At 40.0% G+C, this 5,453-nt stretch carries 3 protein-coding genes; all 3 read left to right on the top strand.

The features are described 5' to 3' along the window. Positions 1-570: 570 nt before the first annotated feature. Positions 571-1,122 (top strand): hypothetical protein, encoded by a 552-nt coding sequence (locus AN394_RS20725; RefSeq protein WP_055022458.1) that lies wholly within the window; start codon positions 571-573, stop codon positions 1,120-1,122. Continuing rightward, positions 1,122-3,989, top strand: a complete 2,868-nt coding sequence (locus AN394_RS20720; RefSeq protein WP_055022457.1) for a prolyl oligopeptidase family serine peptidase — start codon at positions 1,122-1,124, stop codon at positions 3,987-3,989. The genes AN394_RS20725 and AN394_RS20720 overlap by 1 nt, the downstream gene beginning before the upstream one ends. Before the next feature lie 85 nt (positions 3,990-4,074). After that, complete coding sequence (locus AN394_RS20715; RefSeq protein ID WP_055022456.1) at positions 4,075-4,932, top strand: GyrI-like domain-containing protein; 858 nt, start codon at positions 4,075-4,077, stop codon at positions 4,930-4,932. Positions 4,933-5,453 lie beyond the last annotated feature (521 nt).

Genomic DNA, 5,453 nt, shown 5'->3' with positions numbered 1-5,453 from the left:
TCAGCGGTCAGCGGTCAGCGGTCAGCGGTCAGCGGTCAGCGGTCAGCGGTCAGCGGTCAGCGGTCAGCGGTCAGCGGTCAGCGGTCAGCGGTCAGATTGTAGGCGCGATTTTACATCGCGCAATATAAAAAGATAACGCGCGAAATAAATTTCACACCTACATCAAAAAACGTGGGAGCGGCTTTAGCCGTGAATAAAGTAAAGCTGTTCGGCGTTAAAACGCCTCCTACACCGTAGGTGTCACGCTTGCTTGGCGCGTCTCAACCACCATACAAATAAAACACCCTCGCGCGAAATAAATTTCACGCCTACAACACCTCAATTCACATTTGTATCGGACACGTGATCTGACTTGCTAACTTTACTCTCGTAGCTAGATACTCTGGTTTTCAAACTGAAAGCTGAAATCTGACGGCTCATCATTCTCTTTGTACACTCTGGTTTCGCGCGTAGAAATTTCACGCCTAGCAACTCAACTCTTTTCACACTCATTCACAAATTGTGCTTCACATAGTTCCGATTTTTAAGTATTTTAAAATTAATAAAATAACAACAATAAGATACAAGGGAATGAGAAGTTTATTGCTGCTTAGCTGTGCGCTTTTGTTAAGTGCTTGCGCATCTAAAGTTACCAACATAAAAGAAGACCGAGACACACTATCTAAAGCCGATGAAGGCTACCTACTGATTGGCATTGAAACTAACCGCAGTTTAAAAGCCATTTATATTGATGGTCCAAAGTCGCTTGTTCTTACGGCTAAGGACATTCGAAGTGGTAGCAATTATATTTTAGCGAATCTACCATTGGGTGATTACACCATCACACGCTTAAACTTAAATCGATATTCCTATCTTGAATTTGATAACGATGAAGAAAGTTGGCAATTCACTCTTTCTGCTAAAAAAATCAACTATGTAGGTCATTTAGATATTTCCACGGTAGGTTTTTGGTATACCCGCTCTCACATTGTTTTAGAAAACCGTAGTTCTGAAGCACTGCAATACATGGAACAAAACTTCCCAACGATTTTGTCTGGTCGCTCGCTAAATTATGGCGGCCCAGGGGAAGACTCATTCTTTGATTATTTGGAACAAACATTTTCGCAGCAGGAACCAAAATAATGAAAAAGCTACTTATCTTATTATTTTTTATCTTTCCCTTGCATGCTGAAATATTATCGAGTGAAGATTTAATGTATTCACCCGATCAAAGCCAAGTTATGGTCTCTCCCAGTGGCCGTTGGATCAGCTTTTTAGAAGCGCAAGAAGACAAAACCAAAACCCTCAACATCATCGATATGAAAACGATGAAAATGTACTATGCAGTTAAACTCAATGAAAAAGATAATTTTTATAATTATGAATGGCTGAGTAACGACAATATTTTCGTTCGTGTAAATAGCAAGTATGACTCAGACTATAACGCAGTGATTAATGTCACAGAAAGTGAAGAAAAGCCAAAGTTCGAACAGCATAAAGTAACAACCAAGGGATACATAGTTGATAGGTTATTAAACGATGCTGAACACATTTTATTCGCTAAACCAGGTAAAAAGAATACGCATCTTTATAAGGTTCCGCTCACTATCTTGTATAAAGATAACATAAGCTCCTTCTCCCCCATTGAGAAGGGCTTAAAAGGTGCTAGCAGCTATTTTTTTGATGAGCATAAACAGCAATTATTTACTGTTAAATTTGATATTGATGAAAAAAGCTTACAGTTTTTCTACAAGGTTATCGGGAGTGATAAGTGGATACCACTTTTTACACTCACAGACGCAGATTATCAGTTTTTACCAATTGGATTTACTGACCAAGATCACCTTGCCGTCATTACCAACAAAAATACCGATAAGAGTCAGGTGAGCCTTTTTAATATCAACACACAAGAAATCACCGACACACTCTATGAGCACCCAAAATATGACATTCAGTCCGCTGAGCTTGATGATAATGGTAAACTTATTGCTGCCTCGTATATCAAGCATGGTAAATATACTACCGATTATTTTATTGACGCCTATGAGCAATTGCATAGCAAAGTTGCGGAAGCTTTAGGAGACGAACAGTTTTTTTGGGTTGATAGCTCTATCGATGGTAAGACACAAATTTTATTCAGTCACTCAGCCACCGTACCTGGCAAATACTATTTATACCAATCAGAAACAAATCACATGGAGTTACTGTTTTCTGCCGCCAAAAATAAAGACGCAACGTACGCTAAAACAACGTTTTTTAACTTTAAAGCCTACGATGGAACTAACCTAGAAGGTTACTTAACCAAACCTATTAACAACGATAAGCAGGTATTATTAGTGATGCCACACGGTGGCCCGATTGGTATTCGTGAAAGTGATGAATTTAGCCCTGAGGTGCAATACCTTGCTTCCCGTGGTTTTTCTATCTTACGTGTTAATTTCAGAGGCTCAGCAGGGTTTGGTAAAGAGTTTTTAGAAAGCGGTGTTGGTCAATTTGGTAACCTTATCGAACAAGACATTTCTGCCGCAGTGGCACATATTCGTTCACAATATAGCTTTAAACATACCTGCTCTATTGGCGCAAGCTATGGTGGTTATTCTGCGGTGATGCTGGCAATTAAACACCCTGATATTTATGAATGCGTGATTGCAAGTTTTGGTATTTATGACTTACCTCTACTTTATAACGCAAGTAATATCGCTTTAACTAAAGATTATCAAGAGCTTATTGAGCGTACTGTTGGTGAATATAACCAAGATTTAAAAGATATTTCCCCCGTCTATCAGGCTACATCTTTAAAAGCCCCTGTTCTTATTATTGCTGGCAAACAAGATGAAATATCGGGCTTTGAGCAAAGTAATCGCTTTTACTATGTTTTAAAGCGTTTAGGTCATGATGTTGAAAAAGCGTTTTTCGAGCGTTCAGGGCATGGTCATCAGATTTGGTATTACGATCAAGTAGAAGCAGCTTTAGCTAACGACTTTCTTGAAAGAAAACTTAACCTAAACAGTACATTAACTAATTATACTGAATCTGAAAAGAAAGCGGTTCAACGTGATGCCATATTGTTAGCAGATACATTTGACAGTAAAACAATAGAAACTGATCGTACAAAAGAAAGCTTTGACTATTACCAATTAGCTGCCAACTTAGATCATGATCGAGCCATGTTTAATGTCGGTAGTTATTATCATCGTGGCGATAATAGGCCTATTGATATTAAAAAAGCTATTGAGTATTACAGCCGCTCGGCGGAATTAGGCTATGAGAATGCAAAAGAAAGACTAAGTTTTATCTATTCCTACAGCTTACTTGTGGAGCCTGACTTCAAAAAAGCTCAAAAGTACTCTCAAGAACTTTATGATAAAGAGCAAACTGTTAAAAACGCATTTAACTTAGCAGTAGTCAATTGCATTGCTGATATTAAATTTAGAAATACAGAAAAGTGTTTAAGCTTAATAGAAGAGTATGCTGAAAAAGTTGGCAGTAACTCAAACGGAGAAGTTAGAGAGCAGATAGCCCTGCTGATGCTGGAAGGTCAATATTCGACTCAAGAACGAGAAAGGCTTCAGAAAATAATTAAAAAACTGTATGGACTTGATTATCCAAATGCGATTTTAGAGTTAGAGCGGGCTGGATTATTTAAACTAGTTTTATCTGAAAAATTTAATGGCCGTTCTAGTGTCGAGCAACTCAATGAAAATACGGAATTTTCATATACACTGAACGAAAAACAGCGCTTTGGAATCGAGTTTTCAATGAACCGCGAGGGTATTGATAATCGTAAGGATCGCTTGGTTATATTTACCAAATGGCACTTCAAACCAAGCTCTCCTGAAGAAAATGAAAATGTTTATTACCAAACTTTATGGGGCAGCCCTCTTGATGAATGGTCTGCCTACCGCACTTTAGATGAAACATCGACTCCAGGTACGTGGACACTAGATGTGATGGGCGCAAACCAACAGTTGCTCTATCAAAACACCTTTAAAGTGACAGCTATCAACTAAACTCAAAATGCGCAATTTCAATCAGGTAACGACTTAGGGGCCATGGCAAACTGGCCCCACTTCTGAAAAGCATTAACGAGTAACCATGAAAACGAAGCAACAACAACGCATTGAGTTAGTCTGTGACTACATTAGCCAGCATCTTGATGAACCTTTATCACTGGAGACACTCAGTGAGGTGGCATGTTGTTCGAAATATCATTTTCATCGTTTATTTGTCGCTGGAGTTGGCCTAAGCGTTACCAAATATGCGCAGCTTGCGCGTTTAAAGCGTGCCTCATTTCGACTTGCATTTGAACATCAACTTAAAATTATTGATGTTGCATTAGAAGCGCAATTTGATAGCCCAGAAGCATTTAGTCGTGCTTTTAAGCGCACCTTTACGCAGTCGCCTAGCGAATTCAGAAGCAAACCAAACTGGCCTAATTGGCACACACAGTTTGAATTTTCATTACCTGACAAAAAGGTTTGCCCTATGAATGTAAACATTGTTGATTTTAAAGCACAGCCGGTGGCTTTATTAACCCACCAAGGCGCTGCTAATACCCTAATGAATACCGCTGCAAAATTTATTGAGTGGCGAAAAGAATCAGGCTTTTCACCTGTTAAAACCAGTAACACGTATGGGATCCCGTATAGCGATCCGGCCACCACTGAAGACCATGCATTTCGTTTTGACTTTGCAGGCAGTATCACCTCACCGATTACTGAAAACCCGCAAGGTGTGCGAAATGGTGAAATTCCAGCAGGACGCTGCGCCGTAGTTCGTCATAATGGCTCTCATGACACCATTAGCGATACAGTTTACTACTTATACCGTGAATGGCTGGTGCAAAGCGGCGAAGAAGTCAGAGACTTCCCTTGCTTCTTTCATTACCTCAATCTCATCCATGAAGTTGATGAATGTGACCTGCAAACGGATATATATTTGCCGATAAAATGATTGCGAGGTTCGAGGTTCGAGGTTCGAGGTTCGAGGTTCGAGGTTCGAGGTTCGAGGTTCGAGGTTCGAGGTTCGAGGTTCGAGGTTCGAGATATTGTAGGCGCGATTTTATATCGCGCAATATAAAAAGATAACGCGCGAAATAAATTTCACGCCTACATCAAAAAACGTGGGAGCGGCTTTAGCCGTGAATAAAATAAAGCTGTTCGGCGTTAAAACGCCTCCTACACCTTAGGCGTCACGCTTGCTTGGCGCGTCTCAACCACCACTCAATACAAGCACCCTCGCGCGAAATAAATTTCACGCCTACGACAGCTCATTTCACATTTGTATCGGACACGTGACCTGACTCGCTAACTTTACTCTCGTAAATAGAAACTCTGGTTTTTAATCTGAAATCTGACAGCTCGTCATTTTCTTTGTGAAGATATTTTCGGCACTAAAGTACCTTATATGGACTCCTCCTATTGCACAATACCCTTCGTTAATTTTGTCAGACTGCGTGCTTATATGCGGGCTCA

Origin of the sequence: Pseudoalteromonas sp. P1-26 (assembly GCF_001401795.1) — a bacterium.
In the GTDB taxonomy this organism is placed as follows: Bacteria; Pseudomonadota; Gammaproteobacteria; order Enterobacterales; family Alteromonadaceae; genus Pseudoalteromonas.
The sequence above is the reverse complement of the archived record's forward strand: the minus strand, read 5'-3'. Positions and strand labels throughout refer to the sequence as shown.